Source organism: Flavobacterium sp. (assembly GCF_027531905.1).
Classification (GTDB): Bacteria; Bacteroidota; Bacteroidia; order Flavobacteriales; family Flavobacteriaceae; genus Flavobacterium.
In genome coordinates, this window is sequence record NZ_JAPZSU010000008.1 from 67010 (window position 1) to 87475 (window position 20466).

At 34.8% G+C, this 20466-nt stretch carries 15 protein-coding genes; 3 read left to right on the plus strand and 12 right to left on the minus strand.

Translation table 11 applies throughout. From position 1 onward, the window contains the following. Window positions 1-95 precede the first annotated feature (95 nt). Window positions 96-2204, plus strand: coding sequence for a prolyl oligopeptidase family serine peptidase (locus O9307_RS02475; RefSeq protein WP_298294990.1), 2109 nt, complete (start codon window positions 96-98; stop codon window positions 2202-2204). 61 nt (window positions 2205-2265) lie between these two features. On the opposite strand, the gene lgt is transcribed toward O9307_RS02475, so the two are convergent. From lgt to O9307_RS02505, 6 genes are all read right to left on the minus strand, one after another. Further along, a complete protein-coding gene (gene lgt, locus O9307_RS02480) occupies window positions 2266-3189 on the minus strand; it encodes a prolipoprotein diacylglyceryl transferase (protein WP_298294992.1) in 924 nt (307 codons plus the stop codon). Window positions 3190-3247: 58 nt separating this feature from the next. Further along, window positions 3248-3496 carry a membrane protein insertion efficiency factor YidD gene (gene yidD / locus O9307_RS02485; protein WP_298294994.1) on the minus strand — a complete coding sequence of 83 codons (249 nt, stop codon included), beginning with the start codon at window positions 3494-3496 and terminating at the stop codon, window positions 3248-3250. Between the two features lie 143 nt (window positions 3497-3639). Then, window positions 3640-5118: a cysteine--tRNA ligase gene (gene cysS, locus O9307_RS02490; RefSeq protein ID WP_298294996.1), complete on the minus strand. Its 1479-nt coding sequence runs from the start codon at window positions 5116-5118 to the stop codon at window positions 3640-3642. 104 nt (window positions 5119-5222) lie between these two features. Then, window positions 5223-5585, minus strand: coding sequence for a four helix bundle protein (locus O9307_RS02495; RefSeq protein ID WP_298294998.1), 363 nt, complete (start codon window positions 5583-5585; stop codon window positions 5223-5225). Window positions 5586-5632: 47 nt separating this feature from the next. Next, window positions 5633-6304, minus strand: a complete 672-nt coding sequence (gene folE, locus O9307_RS02500) for a GTP cyclohydrolase I FolE (protein ID WP_298295000.1) — start codon at window positions 6302-6304, stop codon at window positions 5633-5635. Between the two features lie 184 nt (window positions 6305-6488). After that, window positions 6489-7688 carry a pyridoxal phosphate-dependent aminotransferase gene (locus O9307_RS02505; RefSeq protein ID WP_298295002.1) on the minus strand — a complete coding sequence of 400 codons (1200 nt, stop codon included), beginning with the start codon at window positions 7686-7688 and terminating at the stop codon, window positions 6489-6491. Between the two features lie 126 nt (window positions 7689-7814). On the opposite strand from O9307_RS02505, the gene O9307_RS02510 reads away from it, so the two are divergent. Continuing rightward, a complete protein-coding gene (locus tag O9307_RS02510) occupies window positions 7815-9152 on the plus strand; it encodes an aspartyl protease family protein (protein WP_298295004.1) in 1338 nt (445 codons plus the stop codon). Window positions 9153-9157: 5 nt separating this feature from the next. Here the strand turns inward: O9307_RS02510 and O9307_RS02515 are convergent, their stop codons facing one another. Then, the gene (locus O9307_RS02515; protein ID WP_298295006.1) at window positions 9158-9541 is read right to left on the minus strand and encodes a DUF1573 domain-containing protein; all 384 of its coding nucleotides are present in this window, start codon (window positions 9539-9541) and stop codon (window positions 9158-9160) included. A 297-nt stretch (window positions 9542-9838) separates the two neighbouring features. Here O9307_RS02515 and O9307_RS02520 point away from each other — a divergent pair, with 297 nt between their 5' ends. Continuing rightward, a complete protein-coding gene (locus tag O9307_RS02520; protein ID WP_298295008.1) occupies window positions 9839-12493 on the plus strand; it encodes a valine--tRNA ligase in 2655 nt (884 codons plus the stop codon). A 69-nt stretch (window positions 12494-12562) separates the two neighbouring features. Here the strand turns inward: O9307_RS02520 and O9307_RS02525 are convergent, their stop codons facing one another. The 5 genes from O9307_RS02525 to O9307_RS02545 all read right to left on the minus strand — a co-directional run bounded on the left by O9307_RS02525 (window position 12563) and on the right by O9307_RS02545 (window position 20389). Continuing rightward, window positions 12563-13048: a hypothetical protein gene (locus O9307_RS02525; RefSeq protein ID WP_298295010.1), complete on the minus strand. Its 486-nt coding sequence runs from the start codon at window positions 13046-13048 to the stop codon at window positions 12563-12565. 181 nt (window positions 13049-13229) lie between these two features. Continuing rightward, a complete protein-coding gene (locus O9307_RS02530; RefSeq protein WP_298295012.1) occupies window positions 13230-15581 on the minus strand; it encodes a TonB-dependent siderophore receptor in 2352 nt (783 codons plus the stop codon). Between the two features lie 231 nt (window positions 15582-15812). Then, window positions 15813-16805 carry an FAD:protein FMN transferase gene (locus tag O9307_RS02535; protein WP_298295014.1) on the minus strand — a complete coding sequence of 331 codons (993 nt, stop codon included), beginning with the start codon at window positions 16803-16805 and terminating at the stop codon, window positions 15813-15815. 587 nt (window positions 16806-17392) lie between these two features. Then, window positions 17393-19576 (minus strand): PepSY domain-containing protein, encoded by a 2184-nt coding sequence (locus tag O9307_RS02540; protein ID WP_298295016.1) that lies wholly within the window; start codon window positions 19574-19576, stop codon window positions 17393-17395. A gap of 333 nt (window positions 19577-19909) precedes the next feature. Next, window positions 19910-20389 carry a DUF2271 domain-containing protein gene (locus O9307_RS02545; RefSeq protein ID WP_298295018.1) on the minus strand — a complete coding sequence of 160 codons (480 nt, stop codon included), beginning with the start codon at window positions 20387-20389 and terminating at the stop codon, window positions 19910-19912. Window positions 20390-20466: the final 77 nt, after the last annotated feature.

The following is a 20466-nucleotide window of genomic DNA, read 5'->3' on the forward strand; positions in this document are numbered from 1 at the left end:
ACTTTTGTTTTATATTTACTTTGAGGGTAATTTATTAGATTTGTTTTGAAGTATTTTTATCAAATTGTCTTCCATTTTAAATTAATTTCACAAATATGAAAAAAGTAATTTTAAGTACTATGATTATTTCTTCTTCTTTGCTTTCGTATGGGCAATCCACGATAAAGTATCCTGCCACTAAAAAAATAGACAAAGTAGATGTTTATTTTGGTAATTCCATTCCAGACCCTTTTAGATGGTTGGAAGATGACCGTTCAGCTGAAACGGCCGAATGGGTTAAAGAGCAAAACAAAGTTACTTTTGATTATTTAGCGGCTATTCCATTTCGAAATACGATTAAAGCACGCATGGAAAAACTTTGGAATTATGAGAAAGTTTCGGCGCCTTTTAAAGAAGGTGACTATACTTACTATTATAAAAATAATGGATTGCAAAATCAATCACTGTTGTATAGAAAAGATGCTAAAGGGACTGAAGAGGTATTTTTAGATCCTAATACTTTCTCTAAAGATGCCACAACTTCTTTGGATGGTGTAAGTTTTTCTAAAGACGGTTCTTTAGTAGCTTATTCTATTTCAGAAGCGGGAAGTGATTGGAGAAAGGTTATTTTTATTGATGCTAAAACGAAACAGAGTATTGGCGAACCTTTAGTGGATGTAAAGTTTAGTGGTCTATCTTGGAAAGGGAATGATGGGATTTTTTATTCTAGTTACGAAAAACCAGATGGGAGTGAATTTTCGGCTAAAACGGATCAACACCGTTTATTTTTTCATAAACTCGGAACCAAACAGGCGGATGATGCTGTAATTTTTGGTGATGAAGAAAAGCGTAGATATGTTGGTGGCTATGTATCAGATGATAATCGTTATTTGTTTATTTCGGCGGCTAATTCTACTTCAGGAAATGAATTGTACATAAAATATTTATCTGTTCCAAATGGCCCTGTTATTCCTATTCATACAGGATTTGAGTATGATGTTGACGTATTGGATAATGTAGGTAGTACGCTTTTAATAGTGACCAATTTAAATGCGCCTAACAAAAGAATAGTTACAGTAGATGTTACGGATTTAAGTGTTAAAATTTGGAAAGATTTAATTCCAGAAACGGAGCAAGTATTAAATGCATCTATAGGTTCAGGGTATATTTTTGCTAATTATATGAAAGACGCGGTTTCTGTGGTTAAACAATTTGATTATAAAGGAAATTTAATCCGCACCATTGCTTTGCCGGGTGTTGGAACAGCTTCAGGTTTTGGTGGTAAAACCAAAGATAAAGAATTGTATTTTTCATTTACCAACTATGTTACCCCGGGAACAACTTATACGTATTTTCCAGAGAGTGGTAAATCTTCTGTTTATGTTAAGCCCAAAGTTGATTTTGTTTCAGAAGATTATGAATCTAAGCAAGTGTTTTATACTTCAAAAGATGGTACCAAAGTTCCGATGATTATAACCCATAAGAAAGGATTGCAATTAAACGGTAAGAATCCAACCATTTTGTACGGTTATGGCGGATTTAATGTGAGTTTAACACCAAGTTTTAGTATTGCTAATGCGGTTTGGTTAGAAATGGGTGGAATTTATGCTGTTGCCAATATGCGTGGAGGCGGAGAATATGGTAAAAAATGGCACGACGCGGGAACCAAAATGCAAAAACAAAATGTATTTGATGATTTTATTGCAGCAGGTGAATATTTGATCGCTCAAAAATATACTTCTTCTGATTTCTTAGCAATTCGCGGTGGTTCTAACGGTGGTTTATTGGTTGGTGCTGTGATGACACAAAGACCAGACTTGATGAAGGTAGCACTTCCTGCGGTTGGTGTTTTGGATATGTTGCGTTACCATATCTTTACTGCTGGCGCGGGTTGGGCTTATGATTATGGTACAGCCGAAGATTCTAAAAAGATGTTTGATTATTTAAAGGGCTATTCACCAGTACATAATGTAAAATCAGGGATGAGCTATCCTGCGACATTAATAACCACCGGAGATCATGATGATCGTGTTGTGCCAGCTCATAGTTTTAAATTTGCAGCCGAATTGCAAGAAAAACAAAAAGGAAGTAATCCTGTTTTGATTCGAATTGAGACCAATGCTGGACATGGTGCTGGAAAACCTGTTTCTAAAACAATTGAAGAAGCTGCCGATATTCAGGCGTTTACTTTGTTCAATATGGGATTTAAATCGATTCCTAAATAATATAAATTTTTATTTTTTATAAAAGGCTGTCCAAAATGAGGACAGCCTTTTTTATTATAATCTAAGCCTCTTTTTTTGCTCTAAAAACAAAAAACAGACCAATAAGGATAAAAGGAATGCTCAACCATTGTCCGGTAGAAAGAATGTTGCCTAATTCGCTTTCAAAACCGCCTTGACTTTCTTTTACGGATTCCACAATGATACGAACTGTAAATAAAAGTACTAGAAATAATCCGAACAAAAAGCCTGATTTCTTTCTCGCTTCTGTTTTCCAATACAAGAAAAACAAAATGGCAAAAACGAAGATATAACAAAAAGCTTCATACAATTGTGTAGGATGTTTCGCAGGAACTTGAGCTAATAGATCAGCAAACTTTGGATCGGTTGCAATTGCATTATATGCGTCATTTGGATTGGCAATTCCAGTAGCATTGACAGCATCTCTTGGACTAAACTGATCTCTCAAAAAACGAATTCCAAAAACAGAAGTTGTGTCTTTTCCAATAATTTCAGAATTGAAAAAATTACCCAAACGCACAAAAATAGCACCACTAGCCACAGGAATAACTACGCGATCCAGAATCCACAATTGTGGGCGTTTCAAGATGTTTTTACTGTAATAATACATAGCAATGATTATAGAAACAGCTGCGCCATGGCTGGCTAATCCTTGAAAACCTGTAAATTCAAATTTGGGTTCAAAACGAAATGGTAGTATGATTTCAAGCAAATGATTTCGGTAATATTCCCAATCATAAAAAAAGACATGACCCAAACGAGCGCCTAGCAATGTAGCTAAAACAGTCCATATAAATAATGAATCCAATTTGTCAATCGATTCTCCTTCGCGTTCAAAAATATGTTTCATGATGTACCAACCCAATCCAAAAGCTACTACAAACATTAGACTGTAATATCGAATCATAAAAAAGCCTAAATCTAATCCTTCAGATGGATTCCAAACCAAGTTCAAAGCGTGTGTCATGTGTAATTTTTTTGTAAATATAAACTTTAAATGTAATCAAATTGAAAACGTTTAATTACTATTTGTGTGAGCATTTTTTTTCAGGAACAGGGTCATAACCTTTTCCACCCCAAGGATGACAACTCAAAATGCGTTTCAATCCCAAATAACCACCAAACAAAAAACCGTGCTTTTGCAACGCTTCAATCATATAGCTCGAGCAAGTGGGTTCGTACCTACATGCGGCTGGTGTAAAAGGGGAGATGGCTCCTTGATAAAAGCGTACCAAAAGAATTAATGGGTAGGTAAGAATGGAGTTTAATTTCATTTTTTTTTTTTAAAGTCCTTAGTTCTTAGTTCATGGTTCTTAGTTCATAATTGAAAGTCCTTAGTATTATGAACTAACACCAAAAAATAATAAACATTAAACAATCCCGAAAGCTTATGGGACAACAAACTACAAACAATAAACTACAAGCTAAAAGTAGTTCCTTCTTTACCGTCCTTCAACTGAATGCCTAGTGCCAATAATTGATCTCTAATTTGGTCAGAAAGCGCAAAGTTTTTGTTTTCTCTGGCTTGCTTTCTCATGTCAATCAATAACTGAATGGTGCCTTCTAGTTTGTCGTTACTGCTATCCGAAATTTTTTCATTCTCAAGACCCAAAACCTCAAATACAAATGCTTCTATAGCGGTTGTAAATGAAGCCAAATCTTCTGCCGTTATAGTTTCTTTACCATCTTTGATGACATTAATATAACGAACACCCTCAAACAAATGCGCAATTAGGATAGGTGTGTTAAAATCGTCATTCATCGCATCATAACACAATTGTTTCCAATCTTCAATGGCAACAGACGATTGAGTGCTTGTAGGTAAGTCTTTTAATAACGAAAGAGCTTCCATTAATCGTTTGTATCCTTTTTCGGCCGCCACAATAGCATCATCCGAAAAATCAAGTATGCTTCTGTAATGTGCTTGTAACATAAAGAAACGCGTCACCGAAGCAGAAAAAGGTTTGCTCAAAATAGTATTGTCTCCGGTTAAAATCTCTCCTGGCAAAATATTATTTCCAGTCGATTTTGCCATTTTTTTACCGTTTAAAGTAAGCATGTTAGCATGCATCCAATAATTTACAGGCGTGTGCCCTGTGCACGCTTCATTTTGCGCGATTTCACATTCGTGATGTGGGAATTTCAAATCCATTCCACCACCGTGAATGTCAAAATGATTGCCCAAATATTTTGTACTCATAGCTGTACATTCTAAGTGCCAACCCGGGAATCCATCACTCCACGGCGAAGGCCAACGCATAATGTGTTGTGGTTCTGCTTTTTTCCATAAAGCAAAATCTTGAGGATTTCTTTTGTCGGATTGACCGTCTAAATCTCGAGTATTAGCTAACATATCTTCGATGTTTCTGCCACTCAAAATTCCGTAATGATGGTCTTCATTAAATTTTACTACATCAAAATAAATAGACCCATTGGCTTCATATGCAAAACCATTGTCTATTATTTTTTTGATAATTTCAATTTGCTCAATAATGTGTCCAGTAGCTGTAGGTTCAATACTCGGAGGTAAAAAATTAAAGGCGCTCAAAATACGATGAAAATCAACAGTATAGCGCTGTACTACTTCCATCGGTTCCAATTGTTCTAATCTCGCTTTTTTAGCAATTTTATCTTCTCCTTCATCTACATCGTCCACAATATGACCTACATCGGTAATGTTACGCACATAGCGAACTTTGTATTCCAAATGCAATAAATACCTGAATATTACATCAAATGACATAAAAGTTCTCACGTTCCCCAAGTGAACATTACTGTAAACAGTGGGACCACAAACATACATTCCTACATTTCCTTCGTGAACGGGTACAAATGCTTCTTTTTCTCCAGATAGAGAATTGTATATTTTGAGGGGTTGGCTTTTATGTAATGACATGATGTTTTTAAAGTTTAATCGTTAATTTGTTTAATCGTTTTTGGTTTATCCGTTGAATTGTTTGGTGGATTAACGATTAAACAATTCAACGACTTAACTGTTTATTATTGTGAAAGATAATATTTTTTTAAGCTGTTAATTTGATTGCAAATTTTTTCAAGTTTTTCTCTACAAACTAAATATTCTTCTTCGGAAATGTAATCCAGATCTTTTGAAATTATTAAATGGTTTAATGTTTCTGTGGCAGAAGAATATGATAAAGTCAGAAAATGAGCTTTATCTTTATTTGTATTTCTAGAAGTTCCTTCTGCTATATTTGTTGCGATTGATGATGAACTTCTTTTTATTTGAGAAGTAATGCCATAAATTTCACTTTGTGGAAAATTATTTGTCAGTTTATAAATTGCTAAAACAAATTCTCGGGAATTTTGCCAAACGTCAAGTTTTTCGAATGAAAAAACATACATATTTATTCCGATTTAACAATTAAACAAATTAACGATTAAACAATATTTTAAAATTTCGTTTCTAATTTAATGTAATCCAAGAATTCTCTTCTGGTTTGTGCTTCTTTGAATTTTCCACCAAATTCTGAGGTTACCGTACTACTTTCGATATCTTTTATTCCTCTAGAATTTACGCAAAGATGTTTGGCATCTATTACACAAGCAACGTCTTCTGTTCCTAATGCTCTTTGAAGTTCTTGAACAATTTGCATAGTCAAACGCTCTTGTACTTGAGGTCTTTTTGCATAATATTCAACAATTCTATTCATTTTAGACAAGCCAATTACAGTACCATTAGAAATATAAGCCACGTGTGCTCTTCCTATTATTGGCAACAAATGATGTTCACAGGTAGAATATAAGGTAATGTTTTTTTCAACCAACATCTCACCATATTTGTAGTTGTTGTCAAAAGTTGAAGCTTTTGGTTTTTTATTCGGATTTAAACCGCCAAAAATTTCTTTTACGAACATTTTTGCTACACGATTTGGGGTGCCTTTTAGGCTATCATCCGTTAAATCCATACCCAAAGTAAGCAACATATTTTCTACATCTTTCTTGATGCGTTCAATTTTTTCTTCATCCGAAATAGCAAAAGCATCTTCTCTTATCGGATTATTAGCGTTGGTACTAATATGATTATTTCCTATTTCGTCGTGGAATTCTTCGTTATTTGTCATTAAAAATTACTATTTGTTGGGTGTGTATTTTTCAAGGGGTAAAGATAAATAATAAATAGTAACAAATTCAATCGCTTGAGGGAATTAATTGCCTTGTTTTTCTTAATATTTCGGGTGTAATTTTAACAAAAAAAGACAATAACTCCTTTGAATTATTGTCTTTTTATACTTCTATTTTTTGTTTCTAAGAACGTTGGTTGTATTCTTTTATTGCTTCTTTTAGAATGTGAACCGCTTTTATGAGCTCTTCTTTACTTAAAACATAGGCAATACGAACTTGATTTAAACCCACACCGGGAGTAGAATAAAAACCAGCAGCAGGCGCTACCATAACTGTTTCTCCATTAAAATCATAGGTTTCTAAAAGCCATTGTGCAAAATCGTCGGCATTGTCTATTGGGAGTTGAGCGATACAATAAAAAGCGGCTTTTGGGCTTTTTACTAGTACTCCATCTATTTTGTTAAGTTCATGGATTAAAATGTCTCTTCTTTCTTTGTACTCTGCAATTACTTCGTCAAAATAACTTTTTGGCGTGTCTATAGCGGCTTCACAGGCAATTTGTTCAATTGTAGGTGGACACAAACGTGCTTGTGCAAACTTCATTGAAGCGGCAATAACTTCTTTGTTTTTGGTTACCAAGCAGCCTATTCTAGCGCCACACATACTGTATCTTTTGGAAACTGAATCAATCATAATGACATTTTGTTCAATTCCTTTTAGGTTCATTACAGAGAAATGTTGGTCTTTCTCGTCGTAAATAAATTCGCGATATACTTCATCAGCTATGAGGAAGAGGTCATATTTTTTAACCAATGCACCAAGCTGATTTATTTCAGATTCAGAGTAGAGATATCCAGTAGGATTATTAGGGTTGCAAATTAATATTGCCTTCGTTTTACTAGTAATAGCTTTTTCAAATTCTTCAATCGTTGGAAGAGTAAAGCCACTTTCAATGTTGGAAATTACTGGAACAACTCGTGCGCTTGATTCAGCCGAAAAAGCACTGTAATTAGCATAAAAAGGTTCAGGAATAATTATTTCGTCTTCGGGGTCCATAATGCTTCCTAAGGCAAAAAGTAAAGCTTCTGAACCTCCTGTTGTAATCATAATGTCCTCAGTAGCTACTGAAACATTTTGATTTTGATAAAATTGGGCTAATTTTTTTCTATAGCTTTCATAACCAGCAGATGGTCCATATTCAATAATATCTAGTTGTATATTTTTGATAGCTTCAATAGCGAGTTCGGGGCTTTTTATATCGGGTTGACCAATGTTTAAATGATAGACTTTGCGTCCTTTTGATTTGGCCAAATCTGCAAAAGGGGCTAATTTTCGAATTGGCGATTCAGGCATTTTTTTACCTCTGATTGAAATACTAGGCATGTTTTTTATAATTTGGTGCAAAATTGCGATTTTTTTTCCAAATTAAATGTAAATTTAATTCCTATTTGTTATCAAATTCTAACAAATATGTTGAATTTTTTGTACTATTACCGAAACCCTTTTTTAATGAGAATAACTCTATTTTTTCTGCTATTTTTTCTTGGACAGTTTACTAACCGTGCTCAAGAAGGGTTTCAGTTTTTAGCCAATCAAACTCAAGTTGAGATACCATTTCAATTGATTAATAACTTGATTTTTGTACCGATTACGGTTAATGGAATCGAACTTAATTTTCTATTAGATACAGGAGTAGAGGAAACTTTATTGTTTAGTTTGGATGATAAAAAAGAACTAAACCTCTACAATATAGATAAAATTCAACTGCGAGGTTTAGGTAGTGAAGAGTCAATAGAGGGATTAAAGTCTACTAATAATTATATGTTTGTAAAAGGATTACTCTCTTCAAAACAAAATTTTTATATCATTTTAGACCAAAATTTCAATCTCTCGTCACATATTGGAATTCCTGTAAATGGGATTATTGGGAAACAGTTTTTTATTAATAATCTTATCGAGATTGACTACACCAGAAAAAAGATAACTGTAACAAAACGCAATTCGAAGTATCAACAAAAGCTGGATAAAAAATTTGTGAGCCTTCCCATTTCAATTGAAAAATCCAAGCCCTACTTCAAGGTTCAACTGAAAATGCAGGATGCTTACATCGAATCCAAAATGTTGATTGATATTGGTAACAGTGATGCTGTTTGGATTTTTCAAAACACCACAAGCGGAATTAATGTGCCCAAGAAAAATTTTGATGATTTTTTGGGAAAAGGATTTAGTGGAGATATTGAGGGTAAAAGAGCAAAAATTACTGAAATAAAGATATCCGATTTCAAGTTTAGTACTCCAATTGTCGCATTCCCAGATTCGAGTTCTTTGAAACATGTTAAAATGGTCGAGAATAGAGTAGGGTCTATTGGTGCTGAAATTTTCAGGAGATTCAAAGTGGTTTTTGATTATGAAAGAGGAATGATTTATCTTAAGAAAAATGCGAATTTCAAATCCCATTTTAAGTACAATAAAAGCGGTATTGAGATTGAGCAAAATGGATTGAAATGGGTAGAAGACTATATAAAGCTTGAAAATAGTCTTTTAACTTCAAGTGGTTTTGGCAAGCAAGAATCAAATAAGGTGACTGTAAGAAATGAGTATAAATATAAATTCGAGTTGAAACCCAACTATATTATTGCTAACATTCGCAAAAAATCAGCTGCTGAAAAATGTGGATTGAAAGTAGGTGATGAGATTGTTTCTATCGGAGGAACTCCAGTATTTAGGTACACCCTTCAGAAAATTAATAGTTTATTTATGGAGGAAGAAGAGAAATACATCGCCATAGTAGTGTTAAGAGATAATAATAAATTAAAGTTCGCTCTCAAGTTAGAAAGCGAACTTTAATAGGTTTAAAGGACTTCCCCTTTTATTTTCAATGCAATTCGACCATTTTCTTGATTCACAGCATTGGTTTCAACGGTAATAGTTTTTCTAATAGGGCCAGGAGTCATATTGTATTTTACTTCGATTTTTCCGCTCTCACCAGGTTGAATAGCTGTTGTTGGTTTACTCAAAATGCTACATTCTTTTGTAGATAGTATATTAATGATTTGTAAAGGGGCATCTCCAGTGTTTTTAAATTCAAAGGAACGAATGCCGTTATCATTTGATTTACTTACTTTTCCATAATCAATGGTGTTGTCTGGGGTAGAGAATTCTATTTTTGGACCACTTTGGCTGTAAGTTGCAACGGAAAAAAGCAAAGTTACCATTACAATAATAAGATTTTTCATATAAGTAGATGTTTTTTTGGTTGAGTAAATATAGTTTCTTTTAATTAGAGTACAAATTATTAAATCGCTTTTTATACTCTACTTTAATTAATTACTTTTGCCAGCTGATTAGTAACAAATACCGAACCACTTTTAGTTTTATTGCTTATTTTTTTAATCGTTTAATTGTCTTCTGTTTATGAGTTTTTGAAAATAAGAGCAGTAAAAAAAAACGATCAGTAAGTACTAATTTAACTATTTGTAGAATAACCAATGACCAATCAAACCATATAAAATAATTGATTTAAACCAATACAAATGAGTATTCCTGCACAATTTGACGCTAAAACTATTGAAACAAAATGGTATAACTACTGGATGAAAAATAATTACTTTCATTCAACACCAGATCATAGAACGCCTTATACCATTGTAATTCCACCTCCTAACGTTACTGGAGTGCTGCACATGGGACATATGTTGAATAATACAATTCAAGATGTTTTAATCCGAAGAGCTCGTTTGAAAGGTTTTAATGCTTGTTGGGTGCCAGGAACGGACCACGCATCGATTGCTACAGAAGCAAAAGTAGTGGCTAAATTAAAATCAGAAGGCATCAATAAAGCCGATTTAACGCGTGAAGAATTTTTGAAACACGCCTACGATTGGACAGATAAATATGGTGGAACTATTTTAGAACAATTGAAACAATTAGGTTGCTCTTGTGATTGGGATAGAACCAAATTCACAATGGATCCAGATATGTCGGCATCTGTTATCAAATCTTTTGTGGATTTGTATAACAAAGGAATGATTTACCGCGGCTACCGAATGGTAAATTGGGACCCTGAAGCAAAAACTACTTTATCTGATGAAGAGGTAATTTACGAAGAACAACAAGGAAAGTTATTTTTTCTAAAGTATAGCCCCCCAACCCCCGAAGGGGGAGCTTCAACTAATTCTGAAGGAGTTATTGTTGCTACAACTAGACCAGAAACAATCTTTGGTGATACCGCAATTTGTGTCAATCCAAACGATGAAAGATATTCGCATTTGATAGGTAAAACTGTTGTAGTGCCTATTTGTGGTAGAGAAATTCCTGTTATAGCCGATGAGTACGTAGACATGGAGTTTGGAACAGGTTGTTTGAAAGTGACTCCAGCACACGATATGAATGATAAGACGCTAGGAGAGAAACATAATTTAGAGATTGTTGATATTTTCAATGAAGATGCGACTTTAAATAGTTTTGGTTTACATTACCAAGGCAAAGATCGTTTTGTAGTTCGTACCGAAATTGCTAAGGAATTAGAGTCAATAGGTGCTTTGGCTAAAACAGAAATTCATTTAAATAAAGTAGGAACCTCTGAAAGAACGAAGGCAGTAATCGAACCAAGATTGTCTGACCAATGGTTCTTAAAAATGGATGATTTAGTAAAACCAGCGATTAAATCGGTTTTAGAAGATGGCGATGTTAAATTGCATCCTTCTCGTTTTAACAATACCTATGCCCATTGGTTGAACAACATTCGCGATTGGAATATTTCTCGTCAATTGTGGTGGGGACAACAAATTCCTGCCTATTTCTATGGTGACGGTAAAGAAGATTTTGTAGTAGCTGAAAACATTGAAGAGGCTTTAGTCTTAGCCAAAGAAAAAACTTCTAACTCCTCACTTCTAACCTCTGACCTTCGTCAGGATCCTGATGCCCTTGATACTTGGTTTTCTTCTTGGTTATGGCCAATGTCTGTTTTTGGTGGCATAATGGATCCTGAAAATGAAGATTTCAAATACTATTATCCAACCAATGATTTGGTTACAGGGCCAGATATTTTATTTTTCTGGGTAGCCAGAATGATTATTGCAGGATATGAATATGCTGGTGAAAAACCATTTACGAATGTGTATTTAACAGGTTTGGTTCGTGATAAACAGCGTCGCAAAATGTCGAAGTCTTTGGGGAATTCTCCAGAGCCTTTGGAATTAATTGAAAAGTTTGGTGCTGATGGTGTTCGTGTAGGATTGCTTTTAAGTGCTTCTGCAGGGAACGACATTATGTTCGACGAAGAATTATGTAATCAAGGAAAAGGTTTTTCTAACAAAATTTGGAACGCTTTCAAATTAATCAAAGGTTGGGAAGTTTCTGAAACGATTCCACAACCAGAATCTTCAAAAGTTGCCATTGAATGGTACGAAGCGAAGTTGCAACAAGCCTTGGCTGAGATTGAAGACAATTTTGAAAAGTATAGAATTTCAGATGCTTTGATGGGAATTTATAAATTGGTTTGGGATGATTTCTGTTCTTGGTTCTTAGAAATGATCAAACCTGCTTATCAACAACCAATTGATAAAGCTACGTTTGATAAAGCCATCGAAATGTTAGAAAACAATATGAAATTGTTGCATCCATTTATGCCTTTCCTAACAGAGGAAATTTGGCATTTAATCGCGGATAGAACCAAAGAAGAGGCTTTAATTGTTTCGACTTGGCCAGAGATTAAGCCGTTCAACGCTCAATTGATAGCTGATTTCGAAAATACAATCGAAGTAATTTCTGGAATTAGAACCATCCGTAAAGACAAGAATATTCCGTTTAAAGATACTATTGAATTGAAAGTGGTGAACAATGATAAAGCTTCTACGTATTTCGATGCAATAGTAACTAAATTGGGGAATATAACTTCATTAGCATACGTTTCAGAAAAAGTGGATGGTGCTTTGTCTTTCCGTGTAAAATCCAACGAATATTTTATTCCGATTACTGGAAATATTGATGTAGCAGCCGAAATTGCTAAATTGACCGAGGAATTAAACTATACCAAAGGCTTTTTGAAATCGGTACAAGGAAAATTAGCTAACGAAAAATTTGTAGCTGGTGCACCTGAGAAAGTAATTGAAATGGAACGTAAAAAAGAAGCGGATGCCTTAGCAAAAATTGCTACTATTGAGCAAAGTTTGGTGGGATTGAAATAATAACTAGACATTTTTTTAAATATAAAAATCCCAATACTGAAATTTTTTCAGTATTGGGATTTTTTAGTTTTACAGAATATATTTTTCTATTAATTCAGTCCATTCATTTATAATATTATCTGCTAAGTCAATGTGATTAAAAGATTCATTATTATCATTTTCTATTAAATAATAGTAGATAACTTTAGGTTTAGGCATTAATTTGTTTACTTCATTATCAAAGCTGATAGTGTTTACAAATATAGTTACGCTTTCTTTATTACAATCTGAATTATGTCCTCTTTCATTAGTTAATTTTAAATGTTTTGAACGATTAGCTAAATCAGCTGCAATTTTGACAAATTTACTATCAGTAATAAAATCTTCAATACTTTTATTGCTTAATGTGAAATTACTATCATTTTTTAACCAATCTTTTAAATGATAAGCATTTTGAAAGAAAGACCACAAATTATCTTTGTAAATTATTTGATTTACATTGTAATCATTGAGTTTTTCTCGTGCTCTTTTTAATCTTTCTAATTGATCTTTATAACCTAGTTCTTCGTTTATCATTTTTAAATTTTTATGTAAATTTAATAAACTATTTAGCATTTTAATTCTTTGAAAAGATACTTTAGATTGCCACTATTGAAAAAGTTTAGCAAGCTTAAAATAGGTTGTACTAAAATATAAAACCAAAAAAACCAATGTTGAATTGCCAACATTGGTTTTTTTATGGATTACTAATTACTGATTACAATTTGTATTTCAAGATTGCCATAACTTGTGTTGGCGCAATTGGGTTTACACTATAGTTTTCGTGAACGGTGTAGTTCAATTCGTTGGTGATGTTAGAAACTTTGCACAACAATGAAACTTTTTTCCATTCATAACCAACCGATAAATCAACGGTAGTATATCCTTTTAATGGGATGTCTCTATCTTCAATGGTTATCGTATACGTTTTTGGATTTGTTGCAGGTTTGTTTTCAGTCCATACGTAACGGTCATTCCATCCGCCCACTCGATCACCTATATAACTGGCCATACCACCTAGGGTTATTCCTTTGAAAAATCCTTCTGGAATTTTGTAAAATACGCTAAAGTTGGCGGTGTGTTTAGGAGTTCTGGTTAATAGATCGCCTTCAATCAAACTTCCATTAGTGCCTGAAGTTTTGGTGATTTTTGTTTCATTAAAGCTGTATCCTGCCATCAAGTTAAGTCCTTTCATCGGATTGGCATTGATATCAATTTCAATTCCTTTTCCTTTAGTTCCACCAACTAATTCTTTTAAATTGGTATTTACGTTTGGTGTAACACCATCTGAACCAAATGCTGCAGTTTGCGCTAGATTATTGTTTTCTATAATGTAAGCAGTTACATTTGTAGTAATTAAACCTTTCATAAAGTCTTTTTTGATTCCAACCTCGTATTGGTCAATAATTGAAGGATCAAGTGGTTTTAAATCTACTGTCGTACCTGTGTTTGTTGTGAAGGAGTTGGAATAACTAGCAAACAAACTTGTTGTTTTGTTAGGTTGAATTACAATACCACCTTTTGGCGAAAATGCCGTGTTGATTGTTTTTGCGCCTTCTACAGGTTTTGCGTTTTGGTATGAGGTGGTAATGGTATTAACGTTGTTTATTTTTTCGATAGTTTCTTTGGTAGTCGTAACATAATTTTCTTGCCATGACCATCTAATTCCAGCCAAAACTTTAATATAATCATTAATCGTGATTAAATTTTGCGCATAAACACCAAAACGTTGAGTGAAGGTTGTAGCTAGCTGTGTAATTCTGCTGTCGTAAGGTACATTTCTACTTTGAGTATTGTAATCGTAGTTTAAGATATTAATAGCAGTCGATTCAGTTGTTATTAAGTCAGCAGGTTTTGAAGGGTTAAAGAATCCAAAAGTATAATTAGGTGCCATTGAGTCTTCGAAATCTGCACCTGTAAAAATTTGGTGTTTAATTTTTCCTGTTTTAAATGTTCCTTGTAAACTCAATTGATTTCCAAATATATTTTCTGAAGCATCTAAGCGAGTTAAACCACGTTTCCAATTTACTTCTTTTACTCCAGCAGCATTTGTAGTGTATACTAAACCAGACATTTGAGCTGTAGATAGTTGCATTCTTCTGTAGGTTTGATAGGAACTATTGAAATTCAATTTCCAATTGCTGTTAAAATCATGTTCTACTAAAACAGAAGCACTTGAGGATTTAGTATTTCCATTGGACCATTTTGCGCCAAAGAATTGGTTTCTTGGTAAATCTAAAATTTCTTTTCCAACCAATCCTGTTCCAAAATCCGGTGTCCAATCGGCACTTAGATAATCTCCCTGTAATGTAATTTGTGTTTTTTCAGAAAGTAAAAACAAGAACGAAGGATTAAAATAAATTCTATCATTAGTCACAAAATCTCTAAAACTTTCTGATTTTTCATAAGAACCATTGAAGCGATAGGCGATGGATTGATTCAAAGGACCATATACATCAAAGGCTGGTTTGTAATAATTGTAGCTTCCCATTTGCATAGAGAATTCCCCGCCTTCATTAAATTTTGGTGTTTTGGTAATCATGTTTAGGATACCGCCTGGAGCTACATTGCCATAAAGTAGAGCTGCACCACCTTTTAAGAATTCTACTTTTTCAAGTCCTGAAATTTCTGGTATAGATCCGCCGTTAAATCTGAATCCGTTTTTGAACATATTGTTCGCGGTCATATCATAACCTCTGGACCAAAATGACTCTTGTGCTCCGCCTCGTGCTGATCCAACATAAATACCATTAGCATTTTTGATTACATCACTCATACGAATGGATTGTTGCTGCTCGATAATTTCGGCTCCAATTACCTGTACCGTTTGTGGATTATCCATAGGTTTTAAACCCGAACGGATAGCAGAAATGGGCTTTCTTTGTTTATGTGCCGTAACGATAACTTCGTTCAAAGTACCACCTTTCTTGTTTTTTACCGTATCATTTTCAAACTCGTACGATTCAATTTCAGTTTTTTTATCGGCTGTAGTAGCCTGTGCTTGATTTGTATCTTGTGCACTACTAGCAAAATAGCTTAATAGTATTGCGGGGAGTAAAATATATTTCATTTTGTTTATTTGGAATAATTAAAAATAACTATGCAAATATAAACTCCTTCTATGAAATCACAAAGCTTATTTAGATTAAATACGAATAAAAATTATGATTAGTTTTGAACTATTTGTTTGTCAGTAATTTGAAATGTTTTTCCGTGATGCATTCGTGACTTAAAAAGTCTTATTGTGCCAATTTCATGAAAGAAAACCATTTTTTTTTAGGTGTATTGAAAGCAAAATCGACTAAAGTTTAGCCTTCAATTTCTTTTTGAAGTTATTGGACCGAATCACTTTTCCGTTATCGGTAATCATAATGCAGCTGTAGTCCGCAAATTTTTCGAGTAAAAGCAATCCTTGTTGTTGTCCTAAAACCATTAGCGAAGTACTCAAACCATTGGCAGTTTCGGCATTGGGACCAAAAACGGTTACGCTACACAAACCCGTAGCAGGATATCCCGTGGCGGGATTGATGATGTGCGAATAGCGTTTGCCATCAAAAACGACATATTTTTCATAACTCCCCGAAGTGGTTACGGCTTCTTGCCTTAAGGGAACAACCGCCATAATTTTTTCAGGTCGAAAAGGGTTTGTAATGCCAATATTCCAAGGTTTGCCATTAGGCTGCGTACCCCACGTACTCATATCGCCAGAGCCATTAATGATTCCAGCGGGAATGCCTTTAGCCAGCATCATAGCGCGACATTTATCGGTGGCGTAGCCTTCGCCCAAAGCGCCAAAACCAATTTTCATTCCTTTTACTTTCAAGAAAATGGTCGATTGAACAGAGTCTAAAATAATGTTTTGATAGCCTACTTTTTCAACCGATTTTTTAATGGCTTCTGCCGTTGGCATCTCGGTCATCGACCCGTCAAATTTCCAAATCCTATCCATAGCCGCAAAACTAATGTCAAACGCACCCTTGGTAATCCTAGAAAATTCAAGCGCTCTTTGGGTCAAATCAAATACTTCTTTGTCGACTTTTACGGGGCGAATACCCGCATTTTGATTCACTTCCGAAACTTGAGAAGTGGGTTTCCAGTCCGAAATCAAATGCTCAATACGAGTGATTTCGGCAACAACAGCATCGATATTTTCTTTTGCCGCGGCAGAGTCTTTAGCTACAATCGTAATGTCAAAACGTCCGCCCATAAGCAAAGTCGTTTTTTTTCGTAGCACTTGGCTCTCACACGAAACACTCCAAATAAGTGCTAAAAGAAAAAGGTTTTTGGTTGACATATTTTTTATTTCAGATAAATATATTGATTTTGGGCGCGCCCCTCCCGAAAAAGGTCGGGTCGGGCTGTACGTTCCCGCTTTTTTTGAGCAAAAAAAATGCTCAAAAAAGAGCTCCACTGCCATCCCTCACGCAACCGTTCCTAAAGAAAATTAGCGTTCCACTATTCGAATTGTAGGTAAAAACGGGACGATGTAAAGCTCTACAAACTATCATAGGCACTCCTTATTTTTTTTATTCCTGCAAGGTCTTTTTTTGACCTTGTAGGTATTTGAATTATATGACTATTCGTGACTAGGACCATTTCATAGCTTAAATTAGTTCTCCGCTATTATTAAGCTTGCTTCATTCTTTTCTTTTCTTTTCTTTTCTTTGCGTCTCTGCGACTTTGCGAGTTCAATTTCACGCAAAGTCGCAGAGACGCAAAGTGAATAAAATACTTTGACTATTTGGTATGAGTTACGGCAGTTATATTGAATCAAACAAAGATACCTACAAGGTTTTGAAAACCTTGCAGGAAATAGTTACATTGCGACTAATCTTTAAATAGCTTCTCCCGTTCCTTTGGAGAGGTTCGGGGAAAGGCATTCTAATAACAATCCGTCAAGATTTGCCCTTTGGCTTTATAATCAGAAACGCTGGAATTGGTCTCACCCAAAAGGGTTTCGAGCACTTTTTCTACATCTTTTTGCATCGCCAAAGAACCGCAAATCATTATAACGCCATTTTCATTTAACAGCGCTTTGAAAAAAGCGGCATCACGCTCGACCAACTGTGTTACACGACAGCCGTTTGCTGTTCTAGATAAGGCCAAATTAAAGCTTTGAAGCCTTTGTAGGTCCATCATTTCTTGGGCTAGTTTTGTATAGCTTGTAACGCTTTTTGTCTCGGTTCTAAAACCACAATACAAATGCGTTTCCGTTTTGGGTGTCGATTCTTGAATCATTCCTAAGAACGGCGCAATTCCAGTTCCATTAGAAATTAAAGCAACTTTGGTCGCTTGTTTCGGGAAGTGAAAAGCGGTATTCGTGATTACTCGTGCTTTTATTTTGGCACCTATTTCAAGTTGATTCAAATAACCCGAACCTAATCCGTATTCGTGTAATTTGACCACCAATTGTAGTTGTTCGTCGTGTTTACCGATGGAGTATAAACGCTCTCTACTGTCGTTAGCAGGATAAATGGCTAACAAATCTCCCGATTGGAATTTGGTCGTCCAAGGCGTTTTGAAGCTGACCAAAAAGGTGTCTTCGTCCGTTGATACTTGTGTTTTGGATACAACTTCAAAAGTTTGTAGACCCTTTGGAATTGTATTGTAAAGCGATGGAGTAGTAGCAAGAGGTAAGGAAGTTGCAGTATTCCATAACTGAATCCAAGCCACAAATTCTTCTGTTGATTTGTCGTTTATGGTATGTAACGGTACGATGGTTTCGCTCCAATTTTGTTTTGCTAATGCAACTTCTAAATCATAAGCAAAACCACAAAAATCCTCATAGGATCTAGACCCAAAACCAATAATAGCGGTTTTGATTTTTTGTTTTTGTGTAGTTTTACTCAATAATTCAATAAATTGATTCGCATTAGATGGAGCATCGCCCATACCGTGAGTTGCTGCAAAAACTAGCAATTGTTCTGCTTTTGGAAACAGGGTATAGGAATTCATCTCGGCGAGATAGGTTTTTTTGCCAAGAGCAATAAATTGCTGTTGCACGGCATTGGCAAATCGCAGGGTACTTCCGTTTTCTGAACCTACGAGTAGAATGATTTCGCTGTCTTTGGCCTTGAACTTGTTTTTTATGCGACTGGCTCTGCGTCGCAACGTCATCGCAAATCCAGAATAAATAAAGAACAACAGATTGATACTAGCCAAACCTAGAATTACAGCCCATAAAATGCTAGTTCTTCCGGTGTGTAAATCGAGACTTAGGTCTTTCAATTGTGTGGTGGTTGCTGTTGGTTTTTCGGTAACTACAGCTCCAGTTATTTGATGTACTTCTATTTCTCTATCTTTTAGATGAATGATAAAGTATTCTTCAGGATCATCCGAAAAAGGAAATTCTATTTTGGTGACATCAGCCAAAAGCGTGGTGTTGAAAAAAGATGTTTTTTGTTTTTTGGACGAAGGCTGGGCTACCGTTTCGGTTGCTGAAGCATCGTTTTCTATAAAAAAATGAAACTTTTCAAGGGTAAGATACGCACCAGTAATCGCAATGATGAGTATCGGCAACAGTGCTAATCTTCCAGTAATAATGTGATAATATTGGGCGAAGTTTTCTTTTATTATTTTAGTAAATACACTTCGAATGCTTCTTTGACGATTAATGAGTAACGCCAAGCCAGAAAGTGCAATAAGCGCCAATAAAAATGAAATAAAGCCTACTATAAATCGTCCGGTTTCTTTTAAAAACAAAGAGCGGTGCAAAGCCGTGGTCCATTGTATGAATTCGCTTTTTGGGGTTGGTTTTCCTAGAATTTTACCATTGGTTGGATCTATATAGGCATTTACGTCATTGCCTTCTTGATCTATTCCTTCAAGAAGAACAAATTGATTGTGATCTACACTTACTGCTGTTATTTCAGGATAGGTTTTTCGTAAAACAGGAAGCGTTTCTGCTAACGTTATTCTATCGAAATTACTGACTTGGTAAGAAGGTATTTTTTCTTGAATGGCATCTACAGCTAAAATGGTACCCGTACCGGCTGCTAGGGCTAAAAAAAGGGAAGAGAAAATCGCTAGAACCAAATGTGCGTAGCGCCAAAAGGAGAGAGTCATAGAAAAAGGACTTTTAGTTTTTATGATGTACAAATTGAAAAAAACGAAGTCAAATAAGATAGACAGGGCATTCGCATTTAAAAAAAGTTAGCCACAAATTACACCAATTGACACTAATTGTCATCGAAACTGAAATTGAATGTCACGAATTCCAGCAACATTAATAATTCGTGTCATTAAAACACATTTTAATTCGTGATTCATTAGTGAATTGCTTCGCCTATTCGCTATCGCTCGGGTCGTGGTGGATATTTTTAAAAGCGAATGCCCTGTAAGATGAAGGCTGTGGTTCCTCAATCTTAAATGACTTTACCTATTTTTTACAAGATGCTTTTAGATTTTATTGAATCGTACATAGCGGATATACCCTTTGCCATCCGTTTTGGTAGCCAATCCTTCTGTTGTTAATGGAATTTCGGCATCGGCAACATAGTATTTGTTATCTTCTACAGCACTTTCAAAACGGAGTTTGTAGCCTTTGTTGATTTTGGCATCTTCTATCTCAATAGTGGTAATGCTGCGATCTCCTCCAGTTACAGAAGCTCCAGTTTTGGCACTTATGTTTTCTTGTTTTTTCGATTGGAATTTATGCCATTCTTTGACGGTTTTGTACCATTTTTTATCGTCACCCATTACGTAAAGCGTTTTCTCATATTCTCCTTTTGGATTGATTAACGATACTACAACATAGGCGCCTTCGCCCACATAATTAGACATTTGCAACATGCATTTGTATTTGCTAGTTTGGCCAGTGGCTTGAAAAGATAAAAAACTGATAAGTACAAGTAAGCTTATTTTTAAGAATGATTTCATTATGAGGATAAATTATAAGTATGAATTATGAGTTATGAATTATGAGTTTTTTGAAACTAATTGCTAGTCCACCAATC